At 47.9% G+C, this 17780-nt stretch carries 9 protein-coding genes and 1 tRNA gene; 3 read left to right on the forward strand and 7 right to left on the reverse strand.

What is annotated here, in order from left to right; all coding sequences use genetic code 11:
• Position 1: 1 nt before the first annotated feature.
• The gene (locus M1B78_RS10560) at positions 2-3151 is read right to left on the reverse strand and encodes a SusC/RagA family TonB-linked outer membrane protein (protein ID WP_176468362.1); all 3150 of its coding nucleotides are present in this window, start codon (positions 3149-3151) and stop codon (positions 2-4) included.
• 744 nt (positions 3152-3895) lie between these two features.
• Positions 3896-5503 carry a phosphoenolpyruvate carboxykinase (ATP) gene (gene pckA / locus M1B78_RS10565; RefSeq protein WP_136010036.1) on the reverse strand — a complete coding sequence of 536 codons (1608 nt, stop codon included), beginning with the start codon at positions 5501-5503 and terminating at the stop codon, positions 3896-3898.
• 296 nt (positions 5504-5799) lie between these two features.
• Here pckA and upp point away from each other — a divergent pair, with 296 nt between their 5' ends.
• On the forward strand, positions 5800-6459 hold the full coding sequence (gene upp, locus M1B78_RS10570; RefSeq protein WP_136010037.1) for a uracil phosphoribosyltransferase: 660 nt from the start codon (positions 5800-5802) through the stop codon (positions 6457-6459).
• Positions 6460-6558: 99 nt separating this feature from the next.
• Here the strand turns inward: upp and M1B78_RS10575 are convergent, their stop codons facing one another.
• Positions 6559-7563 (reverse strand): 2-oxoacid:ferredoxin oxidoreductase subunit beta, encoded by a 1005-nt coding sequence (locus tag M1B78_RS10575; protein ID WP_176468363.1) that lies wholly within the window; start codon positions 7561-7563, stop codon positions 6559-6561.
• A gap of 28 nt (positions 7564-7591) precedes the next feature.
• Entirely contained in the window at positions 7592-9439 is a 1848-nt protein-coding gene (locus M1B78_RS10580; RefSeq protein WP_136010039.1) for a 2-oxoacid:acceptor oxidoreductase subunit alpha, read from the reverse strand.
• A gap of 199 nt (positions 9440-9638) precedes the next feature.
• On the opposite strand from M1B78_RS10580, the gene M1B78_RS10585 reads away from it, so the two are divergent.
• Together M1B78_RS10585 and M1B78_RS10590 are read left to right on the forward strand one after the other, a co-directional pair.
• Positions 9639-9710 (forward strand) — tRNA-Arg (locus M1B78_RS10585).
• A gap of 178 nt (positions 9711-9888) precedes the next feature.
• Positions 9889-10038: a hypothetical protein gene (locus tag M1B78_RS10590; protein WP_168354309.1), complete on the forward strand. Its 150-nt coding sequence runs from the start codon at positions 9889-9891 to the stop codon at positions 10036-10038.
• Positions 10039-10438: 400 nt separating this feature from the next.
• Here M1B78_RS10590 and M1B78_RS10595 read toward each other — a convergent pair whose 3' ends face one another.
• The 3 genes from M1B78_RS10595 to M1B78_RS10605 all read right to left on the reverse strand — a co-directional run bounded on the left by M1B78_RS10595 (position 10439) and on the right by M1B78_RS10605 (position 17745).
• Complete coding sequence (locus M1B78_RS10595; RefSeq protein ID WP_257940647.1) at positions 10439-12409, reverse strand: family 20 glycosylhydrolase; 1971 nt, start codon at positions 12407-12409, stop codon at positions 10439-10441.
• 172 nt (positions 12410-12581) lie between these two features.
• Entirely contained in the window at positions 12582-15578 is a 2997-nt protein-coding gene (secDF, locus tag M1B78_RS10600; protein WP_176469121.1) for a protein translocase subunit SecDF, read from the reverse strand.
• An 82-nt stretch (positions 15579-15660) separates the two neighbouring features.
• Positions 15661-17745, reverse strand: a complete 2085-nt coding sequence (locus tag M1B78_RS10605) for a M3 family metallopeptidase (RefSeq protein ID WP_136010042.1) — start codon at positions 17743-17745, stop codon at positions 15661-15663.
• Positions 17746-17780: the final 35 nt, after the last annotated feature.

Consider the following 17780-nt stretch of genomic DNA (forward strand, 5'->3'; position numbering starts at 1 on the left):
GTTATTTAAATGTCAATTGGAAACCAACGTTGAAAGTACGCTGTGTAGGATAACTTAAGCCTTTACCTCCACCCATTTCCGGGTCCCAAAGCTTAAACGGAGAGAAAGTCAGCAAGTTGATGCCGCTGATGTAGAATCTGGCTTTCTTATATGTATAGCCGATTTCTGCATTTTTCAGTTTTAGGAAAGCACCGTTGCGCAACCAATAGTCGGAGGATTGCATGTTGTGATTGTTATCGTTCTTGGTCAGACGCGGATGGCTGGCATTCGGGTTCTGGTTGGTTTCAGACCAATAGTCATCGGCAATCCAAGACAATACATTACGGTTATACTGCGTTCCGAAAGGAGCGAAGCCAGACATCATCAGCGAAGTATTCGCCACTCCCTGGAAGAAGAAGGAGAAGTCCCAGTTTTTATAGGAGAGAGAGGGTCCGAAACCGTAAACGATTTCCGGTACGGTGGGATAGCCCATGGCTACGCGGTCATCACTGGTGATTTTTCCATCATAATTACCGTTTTTGTCCGGTTGGTCCACATATTTGATGTCACCCGGAGCAATAGCGATATTGCCCAATGTAGAAGTCGGATTGTTGTCGATATCGGCTCTGTCTATATAAAGACCGTTGGATATATAGCCGTAGATGGTGTTGAGTTTCTTACCGATGTTTGAAAGCGTAGGACGTACGCCTGGAGCTTCGTCATATTCCAGAATCTTGTTGTGCGCATAAGTAAACGTGCCCTTGAACTGAATGGCAAGGTCCTTGTTCAATTGTCTGCCATAATCTACTGACAAGTCGAAACCGCTGTTCTTTACTTTGGCCAGGTTACCGTAAACGGCTGTACTTGCCGTACCCAGGTAGTTAGGAATGGAGTAGCGCTGTTGGAAGATGTCGCGGCGGATTTCGCGGAATACGTCCACATTGATATTCAATGAATTGAATAGCTGCATATCAAATCCTACGTTCAGTTTCTCGCCCACTTCCCATGTCAGGTCGTTGTTCTGATAACGTGTATACACGGGGCCGTTTAAAGTAGTCTGCTGCTTGTCACCGGTGGTGAAGCTTGCATTATCGCTCTGTAGGGTGATGTCCGACATATAGATGAAACGGATAATCTGGTTGCTTGAATCTAACAGCTGGTCGTTACCTACCAGACCGTAAGAAGCACGGAGTTTCAGGCTGGAGATGATATCTTTTATCGGTTCAAAGAAAGCTTCTTGGCTAACGTTCCATCCCACAGCTACCGAGGGGAAAAATCCCCATTTATGTCCTTTGGCAAAGTTTTCGGAACCGTTGTAACCGGCATTCACTTCCATCAGGTAGCGGCCGGCATAATCGTATGATGCACGACCGGCAAAACCCATTTTGCGACGGGGAAGAGATGCCACCAAGTCAGTAGGAGCATTGCTGTCATATTGGTCGATATTCCACAACACCATTCCATTGAAATTATGGTTGCCGAATTTCTGGTTATAGTCCAGATATGACTGGAAATAAATGCGGCGGTCTCCGCCAACATAAGAGGTCGTACTCAGTACTGGCTTAGTAGGGTTGGACGAACCGAACGGAGAAATCGTCATGTTATAGGTACCGTCCGGATTCTGTTCATATCCGGTCAAGGTATAACGGTTAATGCCTTGACTACGCATGGTGGTCGTCTTGTTATAGTTTTTATAAGAGAACAAGGCCTTGAAACGGAGTCCTTTCAGCAAGAAGTCCAGTTTCTGTTCAAAATCGATATTGGCCATCACCGTACTTTCAAAGATATCCTGATAACCGTTGGTCAGACTTGCCATGGGGTTCACGGCTCCCTGGTCGTTACCGCCGGCGTAAGCTCCCCAATATACCCAGTTATTTACGCCGTCTGCCGGATAAGCGATGGGGAAGTCTACCGGGTTGGAGTTCATTACGGCTCCATATAGGTCACCCACAGAGGTGTTTGGCTGAGTCAGGTCATTCAGCTGTACATTCAGGTGCAAGGAGATAGTAGAGCTTTTGGACATGTGGAAGTCAATATTGTTTTGAAAAGTATATTTCATCAAATCAATATTGTTCTTATAAGAGAAATACTTGGAAGCCTCGTTCTTCAACATACCGGTTTCGTGATTGACACCTACGTTCATGAAATAGGTGATTTTTTTCGTACCGCCGCGAATATTGAAGTTTGCCTTCTGGTTGAAAGCCATGTCATTGAACAATGATCCGTACCAATCTACATTCGGCCAGATATAAGGATTCACGCCATTGCGTGTGTTGTTAATCTGTTCTTGGGTATACAGAATGTTTCCGGTCTGTTCACTGGTCACGGCTTCATTGTAAAGTTCCATGTAACGGTAGCCGTCTACGAAACTTGGAATTTGGGTGGGAGTAGTGATATTCGTTTCCACGCGCACACCAATGATGGGCTTTTCCGAATCGGCACCACTTTTCGTGGTAACAATCATTACACCATTTGCACCACGTGTACCATACATGGCTGTGGCCGTGGCGTCTTTCAAAATAGAGAATCCTTCGATGATTTCGGGATCAAGTGCATTGAGGTCGGCGGAACTGACTTCCACGCCATCCAGAATAATCAACGGTGAAGTCATACCACTCAAAGTAGATATACCGCGGATGTAGAAATCGGAGCCATTACTACCCGGTTGTCCGCTACGTTGGTAGGCAATCACACCGGAGAGACGCCCGGCAAAAGAGTTGGATAAGTTAGATGACGGTACTTTCAAGTCCGAAGGTCGCACGGTTTGTATGGAACCTACCACGCTTTCTTTTTTCTGCCCTGTACCGAAAGCCGTTACTACAACTTCATCCAGGACTTCGCTGTCTTCCTTTAATGTAATTCTGAGTGAAGTCTGATTTCCTACTTTGATTTCTTGCGTTACGAAACCAATGAACGAAATCACCAAAACGTCTTTCGGAGAAACATTGATGGAAAAATTACCGTCAACATCGGTAATAGTCCCTAGATTGGGTTTGCCTTTTACTTGGATAGTTACGCCGATTATCGGCTCTCCTGTCTCATCTACCACTGTACCTTGCATTTTACTTGCTTGTTGCACAATGGCCGATTCATTGATAATAGGAACTTCTACTGCTTGTGCCCCAAGGAAATATCCTCCTAAGAGGGCCACCAATAGTGCTTTCTTTCTCATAATACTTTTTACTAATTCAAGGTTTTGATTTTAAATGTTTTGATAAACTCTTTTTACTTTTTCCATGTTACATTAGGGTGGTTTCATTCTCTTTGTATAATTATAGTTAATAAAAAAGGTTTTATTTAATTAGGTTTTGAAGTCGTTTATCTTTTAAGTTCTGTAGGAACTTATTTCGTGTTTCCTATCAACCTCGTTCCTGTAGTGGGGTAGCATTAAAAGCCTTTTAGTCATATTTTTCCTGTACTGTCTTCCTGACAGACTTATGCACGTATCCTGCTTTCCGGTTGCACTAAGATGCCATAACATGGAAGAGTAGCACTATTCTATTAAATACTAAAATATTTAAAAAAAGAAACGTCAATTATTTCTTTTATTAAAAAGAACAGATATATTTGCAAAAGATAATTCATTTTAGCAAATTATTCCTTTGAAGCTTTACCGAGTTCCTACAGAACTTGTAGTACAATTTGCACATGAAGGCTTCCCAGAATTATTGTTTTCTGTATGGTGCGATTATAAGTGCTGATGATAAGTTTTTAATATTATCTGTTATTCAGGCTGCGTTGAAATTTCTTTCTATTTTTGAGGGTTGGCGGTGAAGGTGGCTTCGGAAGTGTGCGGAGTCATTATTTTACTGGTGGGCCGCGTTTTTATTGTGCAGACTAGCTTTTGAATTTGCTCATATAAAGAAAGCGGCTCCCGAAAACGGGAGCCGCTTTAACTTTATGCAAATTGCTGTTATTAGAGTTTCGGACCAGCGGTAACCAGAGCCTTGCCAGCTTCGTTGCCAGTGAACTTAGCGAAGTTCTTGATGAAGCGGCCAGCCAGGTCTTTTGCTTTTTCTTCCCATTGGCAAGCGCATTCGTAAGTGTCGCGAGGATCAAGAATCTTCGGATCTACGTTAGGCAATTCAGTAGGTACTACGAAGTCGAAGAAAGGAATAACCTTCGTCGGAGCTTTGTCGATAGAACCGTCGAGGATAGCGTCGATGATACCACGAGTATCTTTGATGGAGATACGTTTGCCGGTACCGTTCCAACCGGTGTTAACCAAGTATGCTTTAGCACCAACCTTGTTCATCTTCTTAACCAGCTCTTCTGCATATTTAGTAGGATGCAGGCTTAAGAAAGCAGCACCGAAGCAAGCAGAGAATGTCGGAGTCGGTTCAGTGATACCACGTTCTGTACCGGCCAACTTGGCAGTAAAGCCTGACAAGAAGTAGTACTGAGCTTGTTCAGGGTTCAGGATAGATACCGGAGGCAATACACCGAATGCGTCGGCAGACAAGAAGATTACCTGGTGAGCGTGAGGACCCTTGGAAACCGGCTTAACGATGTTGTTGATGTGGTAGATAGGATAAGAAACACGAGTGTTTTCAGTTACGCTCTTGTCGGCGAAGTCAATCTTGCCGTCAGCAGCAACTGTAACGTTTTCCAACAGAGCGTCACGCTTGATGGCAGCGTAAATGTCGGGTTCGCTTTCTTTATCCAGATTGATAACCTTAGCGTAGCAACCACCTTCGTAGTTGAATACACCTTCGTCATCCCATCCGTGTTCGTCATCACCAATCAACAGACGTTTCGGGTCGGTTGACAGAGTAGTCTTGCCTGTACCTGACAGACCGAAGAAGATGGCAGAGTCAGTGCCTTCCATGTTGGTGTTGGCAGAGCAGTGCATAGAAGCGATACCACGCAACGGGTTCTTGTAGTTCATGATAGAGAACATACCCTTCTTCATTTCACCACCGTACCAAGTGTTCAGGATAACCTGTTCGTTGGTCTTCAAGTTGAATACAGTAGCTGTTTCAGAGTTCAAGCCCAGTTCCTTGTAGTTGTCAACTTTTGCCTTGGAAGCATTGAATGATACGAAATCGGGTTCTCCGTAGTTAGCCAGTTCCTCAGCTGTGGGGCGGATGAACATGTTAGTTACGAAGTGAGCCTGCCATGCCACTTCCATGATGAAACGTACTTTCATACGGGTAGCGGGGTTGGCGCCACAGAAAGTATCGACAACAAACAGACGCTTGCCGCTCAGCTGCTTAACAGCCTTAGCCTTCAGGTCAGCCCAAGCTTCTTCAGAGCAAGGTTTGTTGTCGTTTTTGTATTCTTCAGAAGTCCACCATACAGAATCCTTGCTGGCTTCATTCATTACGAAGAATTTATCTTTAGGGGAACGACCGGTATAGATACCTGTCATTACATTTACAGCACCCAGTTCAGTTACCTGACCTTTTTCAAAACCTTCCAAACCTGGTTTGGTTTCTTCTGCGAACAGTACATCGTAAGACGGGTTGTGGAAAACTTCCTTCACGTCTTGGATACCGTACTTGCTTAAATCTAAATTTGCCATTTCTTTTAATGATTTAAAATGTTGGTATTTGGTTTATATTCTCTTTTCTTTAATTCCTTTTTTCCTTTGATTTACAAGGGAAAACGGGTGTAGAAAAATCTCTTTTTTCCTGCTTTTCAGTAAGTCCCTTGTCTTTCGCCTACAAAAGTAATACTTTCTTTTTAAAGAAAGGCCCTATTAGAGAAATTTTTCTCTAATGAGAAATCTTTTATAAAACCATAACAAGATCTGCTAACTGAATGTTGCAAATTGGGTGAAATTCGTTTACTTTGCAGCACATTAGCACATTTATAATTATGAAGGTTATTAACTTTGCCGAGGCAAATTCCGTTTTGAACCAATACGTGGCGGAAATCCGTGATGTAGCAGTCCAAGGTGACCGTATGCGTTTCCGGCGTAATATTGAACGCATTGGAGAGATAATGGCGTATGAAATGAGTAAGGAACTGACGTATTCCATCAAGCGGGTACAGACTCCTTTGGGAGTGGCACCGGTCAGCACCCCCGATGACGAGGTGGTGATTGCCACTGTTTTCCGTGCCGGACTACCCTTGCATACGGGTTTCTTGAACGTGTTCGACCGTGCCGGAAATGCGTTCGTTTCAGCTTACCGTTATTATAAGGATAAGGAATGCCGCACGGTGGATGTACACATCGAATACATCGCTACTCCGGATTTGTCCAAGAAGACATTATTGATTGTAGACCCGATGCTTGCCACGGGTGAAAGTATGGAACTGGCCTGGAAGGCTCTCATCACCAAGGGGATGCCGGCCAAGTTGCAGATAGCTTGTGTCATAGCCAGTCGGCAGGGTGTAGAACATCTGGAAAAGTTGTTTCCCGGAGATGAAGTAACCTTGTGGTGTGCAGCCATCGACCCGGAGATGAACGAGCATTCCTATATTGTGCCCGGGCTGGGAGATGCAGGAGATTTGGCGTTTGGCGAGAAAATCTGAGTTGCCTTTACTCTTATGAAAAACCCTTCATCTCTGCCTTGGAGGCTTTGATGAAGGGCATGATAAAACAAGGGCCATTCTTATATTACGTCGGGAAGATTACTTCACTTCCCACGTATCGTTGGTCATTAACAACTCCTCGAAGTTGTGGTATTTCTTCTGGGCGGATACTTCTGCTATTTGCGCCTCCACAGCCTCGTCGTAGGTAGGAGCTTCCACATCACGGATGACGCCGAGTGCAATCGGAAAGTCGGGACCTTCCATCAGGGCGAGCTTCAGTTGCAGGGTGTTGTCCTCGCAGTGGGCGTTGTGCACCAGGATGTCTTTTTCGGTGATTCCGTTTTCGCCCAGCTTCACTACTTTCAGGCCGAATCCTTCCTGCACCAGTCCATATTCATTGTTTTCGCCGAAGAGCATCGGTTCGCCGTGTTTCAGGTAGATGGCGTTCTTGGCACGGTCTTCCTTTTTGGCTACCATGTCGTGTGTGCCGTTGTTGAAGATAACGCAGTTTTGCAGTATTTCGCATACCGAAGCACCTTTATGGTTGTAGGCGGCTTTCAAGATGTCTATGGTACCGGCGGCATCGGTGGCTACGGCGCGGGCAAAGAAGTGGCCACGTGCGCCGAAGCAGAGTTCTGCCGGACGGAAGGGGTCTTCTACGGTACCGTAGGGCGATGATTTGCTGACGAATCCGCGGGGCGACGTGGGCGAGTACTGTCCTTTGGTCAAGCCGTAGATGCGGTTATTCAGTAGAATCATGTTTAGGTTGATGTTACGGCGGTTGGCATGGATGAAGTGGTTGCCGCCGATGGCGAGTCCGTCTCCGTCGCCCGACACTTGCCAGACGGCCAGTTGCGGGTTGGCCACCTTGCAGCCTGTGGCAATGGCGGCCGCACGACCGTGAATGGTGTTCATGCCGTAGGTATTCATGTAGTGGGGCAGGCGGCTGGAACAGCCGATACCCGAAATCACTGCGATGCTGTGGGGAGCCACGCCTATCTCGGCCATGGCTTTGTGCAGGGAGGCCAGGAAAAAGTGGTCGCCGCAACCCGGACACCAGCGGGGTTGTCCTTTCTTATAATCTTTTGCTGTATATTCGCACATAATGTTTTGCTTTAAAATTGATGGTTGGTTATTTATCCATTAACTTGCTGAAGGCTTCTGCCAGTTCGTTCACCAGGAACGGCTGTCCCTTTACTTGGTTGAACTGATAGGGCACGAATCCGTCTACTTTCATGCGCAGGTAGCCGGCGAACTGTCCCATGTTCTGTTCGGCCACTACGACTTTCTTGTAGCGCTTCATCACTTCGGCCGTGTTCTTGGGCAGCGGGTTGATGTACTTGAAGTGGGCCAAGGCCACCTTTTTGCCTGCTGAGCGCAGTTCGTCCATGGCGGCGTGCAGGTGTCCGTAGGTTCCGCCGAAGCCCACGATGAGCAGGTCGGCATCGTCGCGGTCGCCCAGCACTTCTACGTCGGGCACGGCAATCTTGTCTATCTTTTCCTGGCGCAGGTGCGTCATGAGGTCATGGTTTTCGGGATCGGTAGAGATGGCACCCGTCTTGTCGTCCTTCTCCAGTCCGCCCAAGATGTGGGCAAATCCTTCGGTGCCCGGCACGGCCCAGTAGCGTACGCCAGTTTCGGGGTTGCGTTGGTAGGGAGTCCATTCGCCTTTCATCTCGGGGCGCACGTAGGGCGGGCAGATGGCGGGATATTCTTTCAGGTCGGGTAGTTTCCAGGCGGCCGAGCCGTTGGCTACGAAGGCGTCGGTCAGCAGCACGACGGGAGTCATGTGCTCCAAGGCAATCTTGGAAGCTTCGTAGGCAGCTTCGAAGCAGTCGGTGGGTGATGTGGCGGCTAGCACCGGCATGGGGCTTTCGCCGTTACGGCCGAAGAGTACCTGCAAGAGGTCGGTCTGTTCCGATTTGGTAGGGAGTCCGGTGGCCGGACCGCCGCGCTGTACGTCGAGCACTACCAGCGGCAGTTCCATGATGACGGCCAGGTTCATGGCTTCGGATTTCAGGCAGATGCCCGGTCCCGAAGTGGAAGTGACGGCCAGCGCGCCGGCAAACGAGGCGCCTACGGCAGAGGCGCAACCCGAGATTTCGTCCTCGCATTGCACGGTCTTTACACCCAGCGATTTGTGCTTGGACAGTTCGTGCAGCACGTCGGTGGCGGGAGTGATGGGATAGGAACCGAGGTATAGGCTTAGTCCTGCTTTTTCGGCGGCGGCGATGAAGCCGTAGGCAGTCGCCTTGTTCCCCGTGATGTCCATGTAGCGGCCGGGTACGGTGGCTTTGCTCTCTATGCGGTACGTGTGTGATACGGAGGAGTGCGTGTTGTGCCCATAGTCGTATCCGGAGTGTATTACCCGGATGTTTGCTTCGGCAATCTGGGGCTTTTTGGCGAATTTCTCGCGGATGAAGTCTTCGGCAATCTTCAGGTCGCGGTTGAAGAGCCAGCATACCAAGCCTACGGCAAACATGTTGCGGCATTTCATCATCGACTTGTTGTCCATACCCGTGTCGGCAAGACAGTCTTTCACCATCTGCGAGATGGGGGCGGCTATCACATCTTGTCTGATGCCCATTTCCTCTATCGGATTATCGGTCTTGAAGGCAGCCTTTTCCAAGTCCGACTTCTGGAAAGCATCTGTGTCGATGATGATACAGGCAGTCGGTTTGGCGAATTTATATTGTGTTTTCAGCGCAGCGGCATTCATGGCTACCAGCACGTCGCATTGGTCGCCAGGTGTATAGACTTTGTCTGCACCGACGTGTACCTGAAAACCGGAAACGCCGGTAAGCGATCCTTGCGGGGCGCGAATGTCTGCCGGATAGTCGGGGAATGTGCTGATGTCATTGCCCACCGTAGCCGAAACTGTAGAGAAGATGTTGCCGGCGAGTTGCATACCGTCGCCGGAGTCTCCGGAGAAGCGGACTACCACTTGCTCCAGTTCTTTGACCATCATGTCGTTTGCCATAACTTACGATTTACTATGAATTAAATAGTTCTTTTAGAGGTTAATGTATTTTTCATTGGGACAAATTTCGTAAAGTTAATCGGATTAACAAAACTTTTTTCGGAAAATCGATGGAAAGCATTATCTTTGCACTCGCAATCTGCTGCAAATAGCAGGAAATATGCAGAAGGGCTTGCTCCTTTACGGACAGCAGAAGCCTGCCTTGGTAGTTCAACGGATAGAATAGATGTTTCCTAAACATTAGATAGGGGTTCGATTCCCCTCCGAGGTACCCTTTCATTCCATTTTTTGCCCTCATTCTGATGCTTGTTTTTATTCCTCACCGCCTTCACCTCTGTTCTCAATCTCCCTATTCATCGGCTTTTCCGGTGAAAGTGGTTTGGGTTTGTGTTCGCTTTCCCGTTGAGTGACGGGAAGTTGTAGTTTGGCTTGTTGTCAATTTCACTGCAATGGAAAAATGTGGTGGCAACGCAACGGTGATGAACATGGCTGCAAGATTCTGCAAGCTGTTTGCACTGTCACTGCATAACGGTTGCAGCGCTACTGCACAACAGTTGCAGCGCTACTGCAAAGCTGTTGCAGCGCTACTGCAAGTATAGTTGCAGTGTCACTGCAAAACTGTTTCAGAATTTTGCAGTGCTTGTCCTTTGATTCATAATCAGTTGACTGTCGGCAGAAGGTGCTCTGCCAAGGAGGGTTGTACAATTGATGAGATAGGTGCGTTAACGGTTGTGAGATGCGGTAATGCAAAAAAGGAGTTTCACCGGAAAAGCCGATGAATAGGGAGATTGGAGACCGAGGTGAAGGTGATGAAGGGTGAAAATTACTTTTGATGTTATGATTTTGGGCGCTGATTACACGGATTTCGCGTTTATTGGTTGTTCTTTCTGTGAAATCCGTGTAATTCAGTGCTTGAAAAGGTAGTGAACCGGATGTTTGTCCGTGGCAGGTTCTCGACGACTCCTGTGCCTCTGTATTCGCACCGGTCGGCTTGTTTTGTTAATCGGCCGTCTTCTTATATACTTTCAAGTTGGTGACTTTGCTCTTGAACTCTCCGGTTTCTTGCAGCGGGAATACCAGCGTGCGCACGTAGTTCATCTTCGCTTTTCCCTCGTCGAAGAGCCGCTTTTCGATGTTCAACTCCTCTACCACCTTGCCGTTTATCAGCAGGCGGGTGGCTTTGTTGTCACCTTCGATGCCGATGTTTATGCGCTCGCCTTGGTGGATGCGATAGCTGAATGTGTTCAGATATCCGTCGCGGGCAAAGCCCAGCATGCCGCGGATGGGGTCGGCAAGGTAGAAGACGGCGTCGGGCGAGCGGAACAGTATGGTGTTCGGGGTCTCGGCGGCTCCGTCGATGTCGAAGGTGACGCGGTAGTCGTAGCCGATTTCGCGGTGAGGAGTGCGGCTGCTTGGAGTTACGGCGGATTGTTCGTACACCAGTCCCGGCCCGCCTTCGATGCGGCCCAGTTGGTTCACGCCCGGCGCTTCGCTGAGCCGGTGGCGCAGCCTGTCGAAGTCGGCGTAGGGAAGCGTGGTTTTTGCAGCGGTCCACGTCTTGACGGCCAGAGTCTGCATGGCAGGGAAGACGCGGTGGTGGATATCTTTGGTGGAGATTCCGTTTCCTACGTGGTCGTTCCATACGGCGAACATGCCTCCCAGAATGGCGGGGTCTTGTTCCTCAAACACTTCTTTGCCGATGTGGGCAGGCGTCCACTTGTTGTAGAGCATCTCCGTGTTGAGGTAATCGTAGTAGTAGCCGGCCGCAGGTACGATGTATACCATTCCGTCGGGGATGCTGATGAGCTTGTAGCCTTGTTTAGCCATTTCCTTGGGTTGGGCGTAGCCGTTGTACCACGCACTCATGATGACGTTTTCCGATTTCACGGGTGTCTCGCCGTCGGCATGGGTCAGTGCGCCCCATACGCAGGCCTGCTTGCCGAAGCTTTCCACGTAGCGGATGTAATGGTCGGTGAAGGCGCGGAACTTTTCTACGACGTCTTTCTTCTTGTTGGAGTACTCGTCGGTACCGATGTGCACCTTGGGACCACGGAACACGGGAGTATCACCCTCGAGGTATTCTTTGAAGAGTCCGTCCATGAAGGTGTAAGTTTCGGGATTGAAGAGGTCGAGGTGGTCCATGCCATATTCCTTGCTGCCTATTTCGGGCTTGTAGTGGGTGAAGGCAAGTGTGTGGGCGGGAGCATCGATTTCGGGGATAATCTCGACGAAGCGTTGTTCGGCCAGCTTCTGCAGGTCGATGAATTCGGCTTTCGTGTAGTGTCCGTCTTCGGCGGCAAGGCCCGGATAAGTGTCGGACTCAAGACGGAAGGCGCCGTAGGTCTTGCTCCAGTCTTGCTGGAAGTATTGTTTGAAGCCGTTGTCGTTCAGGTGAATCTGCAGGGTATTCATCTTGTAGTAGGCCATTATTTTGACATAGTCCTGCAGGAAGTGAAGGGGGATGAACTTGCGTCCGCAGTCTATCATGAATCCGCGGATGGCATAGTCGGGCCAGTCGCGCAGGGTGCCTTGGGGCAGTTGATGGTTGGGCGTTTGTTCGGCTATCTGGAGCAGGGTGCGTGTGCCCCAATAGATGCCGGTTGGTTCCGGCGCGCTGATTTGCACACGGTCGGTCACTTTAATACTGTAGCCTTCTTTGCCCAGTTTCTTGTCTGTGCGCAATGCCAGTACAAAGTCACCGGCAGCAGCCTTATCTTGGATGACTTCGGGCTTGCAGGCAAACATCGTTTCATAGTCTTCGGCAAAGAGCCGGGCTATACGCAGCAGTTCCGGATGTCCGGGGGGGCAAACGATTCTTGTTTTTGTGGTGGGGACAAAAGTGCCTTCAGCCCCTTTCCACTCCTTTAACTCGGGGATTACAAACGGTTTGGGGTTTACAGCTGCTGCCAGATTGGTGCAGACTGATAACAGCAAGAGACATGCTGTGAAAAAACGGTTAACGGTTTTCATGTTGGTATTTTGGGCAAAGATAAAAATAGTTTTGATAAAAAGCACGAAAAATATGTGAGAATCCTGATAGGGCTATGGACTTTGATGTTCATTATTAATAATTAAGCTATTAAGAGACCATCCAAAAATGAATAGTCCCTTAATAGCTTAATTATTAACAATAAAGTTTTTCTTATTTTGAAACTTCATTAAGTTCATTGCTCTTTTTGTCCTTTATCAACGTGTAAGCGATAGGAGATGCAACGAACAGAGAAGACATTGTACCGAATACAACACCCAGAATCATGGCGAATGCGAAGCTGCGGATGGAGTCACCACCGAGGATGAAGATACATAGCAATACAATCAAGGTACTCAGTGAAGTATTGATAGTACGTGCCAGAGTCGTATTCAATGATTCGTTGAACAACTGCATCTTGTTGCGCTTCGGATAAAGACCGAAGAACTCGCGTACACGGTCGAAGATTACCACCTTGTCATTGATAGAGTAACCGATAGCTGTCAGGATGGCACCGATAAAGGTCTGGTCGATTTCCAGAGAGAACGGCATCCAACCCCAACAGATAGAGTAGGCACCCAGGATGATGATAGTGTCACATGCCAGTGCGGTTACTGAACCGATACTGTATGCAATATTGCGGAAACGAATCAGGATATAGATACCGATGGCAATCAATGCAAGTACAACAGACCAGATGGCTGATACCTTGATGTCGTCTGCGATACTCGGACCTACCTTCTGAGAACTGACGATACTGCCACCCGTATGGTTTTCGCGGTCGATGAAAGTTTCCAGTGTAATGTTCTGGGTCAATACAGGTTTCAGAGTCTCATACAGATATGCCTCGATTTCAGAATCGATGTTGTTGCCTTCTTCTTCAATGCGGTAGTTCGTGCTGATACGTACAGTCTTACCGTCTGTACCGATAGCAATAACGCTTACATTGGCATCACCGAACTTGCTGGAGATAAGTTCGCGAATCTGTTCCGGTTCCACTTTGTTCTCAAACTGTACCTTGAAGTTACGTCCACCGGTGAAGTCGATGCTTTGGCTCAAGCCACGGATAGCAAGGAAAGCGATACATACAACTACGGCAGCTCCGGTGATGCTCAACCACAGTTTGTTTCTGCCCATGAAGTCGAAGTGTACGTTCGCCATCAGGTTCTTGGAAATCTTGGAAGAGAATGTCAGGTTCAGCAGTTTGTCTTTGCCCATGAAATAATCATAGAACAGACGTGTCATGAACACGGCAGTAAAGAACGAAATCAAGATACCGATAATCAGAGTGGTGGCAAAACCACGGATAGGGCCTGTACCGAAGTTGAACAAGATGATACCGGTGATGATAGACGTTAAGTTGGAGTCGAAGATAGCGGAGAATGCGTTGGCATAACCGTCGGACAAAGCCTTCTTCACGCCCTTGCCTGTACGCAGCTCTTCTTTGGTACGTTCGTAAATCAATACGTTGGCATCCACAGCCATACCCAGTGCCAACACCATACCGGCAATACCGGACATTGTCAAGGCTGCTTGGAAAGAAGAAAGGATGCCCAGCGTGAAGAATAAGTTCAGAACCAGAGCGCCGTTGGCCACCATACCTGGAATGAACCCGTACATGGAGCACATGTAAATCATCAACAGAATCAATGCCACGATGAATGACATGATACCGGCGTTGATGGAAGCTTGTCCCAATGAAGGACCTACGATATCTTCTTGTACGATGTGTGCAGGAGCCGGCATTTTACCGGATTTCAATACATTCGCCAAGTCTTTTGCTTGTTCAGGAGTGAAGTGACCGGTGATTTGTGAGTTACCGCCGGTGATTTCATTGTTTACGTTCGGTGCAGAGTAAACATAGCCGTCCAGTACAATAGCGATACTCCTGTTGATATTCTGTTTGGTGAGCTGAGCCCAGCGGCGTGCACCGTCAGTGTTCATAGACATACTTACGGCTGGTTTACCGTAGTGGTCGTACTCGTCTTTGGCATTTACTACTACATCACCTTCCAGCGGAGCTTTGCCGTTACGTTCTGTAGAACGGATTGCATAAAGTTCGAAAGTTTGGGCTTTCGGATCGTATTCATAAGGAGAAACACCCCATTTCAAACGTAAATCTTTCGGCATTTCAGCCTGGATTTCCGGCATGGAGAGGTATTTGTTGATTTCGGCAGTATCCTTATAGTTGGCATAAGCTACTACCGGACCTTGACCACTTGGGTTGACTTGCAATATAGCGAGCAGAGGATGTTCTTTCTTTATCTGTGCAAGGTCTACAGCTTGTGTCTTGCTCTCGCCCTTTAAAGCAGCGGCAAGACTGTCGGCTGTGCTGGTAGCTTGTGTTGCGGCAGGAGTTTCGGCGGCTGCGTTGTCTGCCTCTTCTGCCGGAGTTTCGCTCGCAACGATGGCACGCAACTTGTTGTCGGCAGCTTGCAGATAGGGAGTAACGTCTTTTGCAGTGTATGTTTCCCAGAATTCCAGATTGGCAGAACCTTGTAGCAATTTTCTTACACGCTCAGGCTCTTTGATACCCGGAAGTTCCACCATGATACGTCCCATTTTGTCTTCCAGACTTTGGATATTGGGCTGAACTACACCGAAGCGGTCGATACGGGTACGAAGTACGTTGTAGGAGTTCTCAACAGCTGCCTTTACTTCTTCGCGCAATACTTTCTCGACTTCGGCATCGGTAGACTTCTGAGTTACTTTGTCTTTTAATTGTTGGGTTGCGAACAGTTGTGAAAGAGGAGCACCCGGAGCAATATTGTGATACTCTTTGACGAACAAGGTGATAACGTCATCCTGACTCGTGGTAGCTTGTTTGGCGGCAGTGGCCAATGCTTGGTTGAATGCTTCGTCAGTCTTGTTGTCAGCCAATACTTTGATGACATCGGGTACGGAGACTTCAAGGATGACGTTCATACCGCCCTTCAAGTCCAGACCTAAACTGATTTCCATCTCACGACATTGTTTCAGCGTCCAATTGCCAAAATACACTTTCTCATTAGCTAGAGAATCGAGGTAGTCCTGCTCTACTTTCACATCGCCTTTTGCAAACTCTTTAGCCTTATTCGTGTAATGGCGAGTCACAAAAGAAAAGGAAAGATAGAACACACACACCAGTGTGAGCAATATCGCAAAAACCCTTACAAATCCTTTGTTTTGCATGTTACTTTTAGTTTATTATGATTATTTTTAATTAGATTCTGTTGCATACAAGGCTGCAAATATAGCTTTTTTTTCACAAATCTTACTTCATACCGCGATTTTTTAACATCGGGTCTAATTGAGGTTCAGCACCTCTGAAGTTTTTATAGAGAGTCATCGGTTCTTCGCTGTCTCCTTTTTCCAGAACATTCTGGCGGAAAAGGTCGGCTGTCTGCTTGTCGAAGATGCCGTGTTCTTTGAAAGCTTCGAAGGCATCATTGTCCAGAACATTGGCCCATAGATAGCTGTAATAGCCTGCTGCATAGCCGCCGATAATGTGATTGAAGTATGTGGTACGGTAGCGCGGCGCTATTTCAGGAATCAGTCCCAGCTTGTCCATTGCTTCTTTTTCGTATGCTACGGCATCAATGCTTTTCGTATCAGTCAAGTTATGCAGATTCATGTCGAGGATGGCGGCTGCCAGCAATTCGGTAGTAATGAAGCCCTGGTTGAACGTTTTCTGGTTCAATATCTTTTCAATCAGGCTGTCGGGGATGACTTCACCGGTTTTGTAATGCTTGGCATACATTTTCAGCACTTCGGGTTCGGTGGCCCAGTGTTCGTTGATTTGTGAAGGAAGTTCCACAAAGTCGCGCACGACATTAGTACCTGAAGTGCCTTTGTACTGGCATCGGGTCAGCAGTCCGTGCAGGGCATGGCCGAACTCATGGAACAGGGTTTCCACTTCGTCAATGGTCAGCAAGGAAGGAGTGTCTCCTACGGGCTTGGTGAAGCTGCATACATTGCATACCAATGGGCGTATGCTGCCTTGCTGCTCGCGGTAATTGCTCATCCAGGCACCACCGCTCTTGCCGGGACGGGGAAAATAATCCACATAGAAGATACCCACTTGTGATCCGTCTGCGGCTTTCACCTCAAACACTTCTACATCGGGATGGTAGACGGGGATGCCTTCGAGTTTTGTCAGCGTGATGCCGTAGAGCTTGTTGGCAACGATAAAAGCGCCTTCGCGTACGTTTTCCAGCTTGAAGTAGGGCTTTATATCTTCTTCTTCGAGGTTGTATTTCTCTTTACGCAGTTTCTCGGTGTAGTACCACCAGTCCCATGCTTCCAGCTTTTCTCCTTTGCCTTCTTTGTCCATCAGCTTTTGCAGTTCGGCTGCTTCGGCTTTTGCCTTGGGGAGTGCATAGTTCCACAAGTTGTTGAGGAATTCCATCACGGTGGTGGAGTTCTTTGCCATTGTATTGTCCAGTACAAAGTTGGAGTAGCAGTCAAAACCCAGCAGTTGTGCCTTTTCAAGTCTCAGGCTTACGATGTCGGCAATGATTTTCTTGTTATCGTTCTTGTCATTGTTGTTGCCACGGTTGATGTAGGCTTTGTACATCTGCTCGCGTAGCGGGCGGTTGGCTGAATATTGCAGGAAAGGCAGGCGGCTTGCATTGTGCAGGGTGAACAGCCATTTGCCTTCTTGTCCGGTGGCACGGGCTTCGGCCAAGGCACTTTCGCGGAACCATTGGGGAAGTCCGGCGAGGTCTTCCTCTTTTCCTACATAAAGCTTGAAGTCATTGTTTTCGTTCAGGATGTTGTTGCTGAACGTGATTCCGAGCGTGGAGAGCTGCTTGTTGATTTCGCGCAGGCGGGCTTGTTTGTCGGCCGGAAGATTGGCACCGGAACGGACAAAGTCCTTATAAGTCTTTTCCAGCAGTCTTTGTTGCTCACGGGTCAGGCCGAGAGCTTCTTTCTGATTGTAGACAGCATCTATTTTCTTGAAAAGTTCCTGATTGAGCGAGATGTTGTCTTCGTGCTCAGCCAGTGTCGGAGCCAGTTTCATGGAAAGGGCTGTCAGTTCATCGGTAGTTTCGGCTTCGGTCAGATTGAAGAATACACCGCCTACACGGTCCAGGGTGGGCGAACTTTTGTCGAGGGCAACAATGACGTTTTCGAAAGTGGGGGTTTCTGTATTGTCAATGATGGCTTGGATATTGGCATTCTGCTCTTCTATACCTTTCTGGAATGCAGGTTCATAGTGCTCCAACTTGATTTTATCGAATGGAGGCACACCATTGGGGGTTTGAAACTCGGTAAGAAACGGATTGTTTTCCGTCCGGGTGGCACAGGAGTACATCATACAACTTGCAGCTAAAGTTAGAATACATTTTTTGAACATTGTTTTCTAAAGTATTAAATGTTAAGTATTAATTC

Origin of the sequence: Bacteroides muris (ex Fokt et al. 2023) (assembly GCF_024704895.1) — a bacterium.
Classification (GTDB): Bacteria; Bacteroidota; Bacteroidia; order Bacteroidales; family Bacteroidaceae; genus Bacteroides; species Bacteroides muris.

Coding starts and splice junctions, on each gene's coding strand:
- M1B78_RS10560 (WP_176468362.1), bottom strand. CDS start 3,151: ATGAGAAAGAAAGCACTATTGGTGGCCCTCTTAGGAGGATATTTCCTT.
- pckA (WP_136010036.1), bottom strand. CDS start 5,503: ATGGCAAATTTAGATTTAAGCAAGTACGGTATCCAAGACGTGAAGGAA.
- upp (WP_136010037.1), top strand. CDS start 5,800: ATGAAGGTTATTAACTTTGCCGAGGCAAATTCCGTTTTGAACCAATAC.
- M1B78_RS10575 (WP_176468363.1), bottom strand. CDS start 7,563: ATGTGCGAATATACAGCAAAAGATTATAAGAAAGGACAACCCCGCTGG.
- M1B78_RS10580 (WP_136010039.1), bottom strand. CDS start 9,439: ATGGCAAACGACATGATGGTCAAAGAACTGGAGCAAGTGGTAGTCCGC.
- M1B78_RS10590 (WP_168354309.1), top strand. CDS start 9,889: ATGGAAAAATGTGGTGGCAACGCAACGGTGATGAACATGGCTGCAAGA.
- M1B78_RS10595 (WP_257940647.1), bottom strand. CDS start 12,409: ATGAAAACCGTTAACCGTTTTTTCACAGCATGTCTCTTGCTGTTATCA.
- secDF (WP_176469121.1), bottom strand. CDS start 15,578: ATGCAAAACAAAGGATTTGTAAGGGTTTTTGCGATATTGCTCACACTG.
- M1B78_RS10605 (WP_136010042.1), bottom strand. CDS start 17,745: ATGTTCAAAAAATGTATTCTAACTTTAGCTGCAAGTTGTATGATGTAC.